The following is a 799-nucleotide window of genomic DNA, read 5'->3' as shown; positions in this document are numbered from 1 at the left end:
TCAGTCCAGCTCGTCGAAGCACTCGGCGAGCAGGGCCAGGCCGTGGTCGAGCTGTTCGTCCGGCACGGTCAGCGGCACCAGGATGCGCAGCACGTTGTAGTAGGGGCCGCAGGACAGCAGGATCAGGCCCTTGTCGCGGGCGCGGGCCACCACCTGCGCCGCCAGCTCGGCGTGCGGGCGGTGCACGTCGCCGTCCTGGAACAGCTCGATGGCCACCATGGCGCCCAGGCCGCGCACGTCGCCGATGCTCGGGTGCTTGGCCTGGATATCGCGCAGGCCGGCCTTGAGCCGCTCGCCCACCGCCTGGCTGCGCGCCAGCAGTCGTTCCTGCTCGAACACCTCCAGCACCGCCAGCGCCGCGGCGCAGGCGATCGGGCTGCCGGCGTAGGTGCCGCCCAGGCCGCCGGGGGCGATGGCGTCCATCAGTTCGGCCTTGCCGCACACCCCGGCGATCGGGAAGCCGCCGCCCACCGACTTGGCGAAGGTGGTCAGGTCCGGCACCACGCCCATCTGTTCCATGGCGAAGAAGGTGCCGGTGCGGCCGGCGCCGGTCTGCACCTCGTCGGCCACCAGCAGGATGCCGTGTTGGTCGCACAGGGCGCGCAGGCGCTGCATGAAGGCCTTGGGCGCCGGGTAGAAGCCGCCCTCGCCCTGCACCGGCTCGATGACGATGGCGGCGATGTCGCGCGGCTCGGCGTCGTTCTTGAAGATCCGCTCGATGCTGGCCAGGGCGTCCTCGACGCCGACCCCGTGCAGCTCGCAGGGCGCCAGGGCGCGGTAGACGCCGCCCGGCATCAGG

General features: G+C 72.5%; 1 protein-coding gene. It reads right to left on the bottom strand.

Annotated features, from left to right (window positions below):
* Positions 1 to 799, bottom strand: a 799-nt coding sequence (locus tag ACFOJE_RS12815; RefSeq protein ID WP_377814761.1) for an aminotransferase class III-fold pyridoxal phosphate-dependent enzyme, incomplete at its 5' end; no start/stop codon positions are given.

The organism is Azotobacter bryophylli (assembly GCF_042643485.1).
GTDB classification, from domain to species: Bacteria; Pseudomonadota; Gammaproteobacteria; order Pseudomonadales; family Pseudomonadaceae; genus Azotobacter; species Azotobacter bryophylli.
Note: the sequence above shows the minus strand (reverse complement) of the source record. Positions and strands in the feature narration are given on the sequence as shown.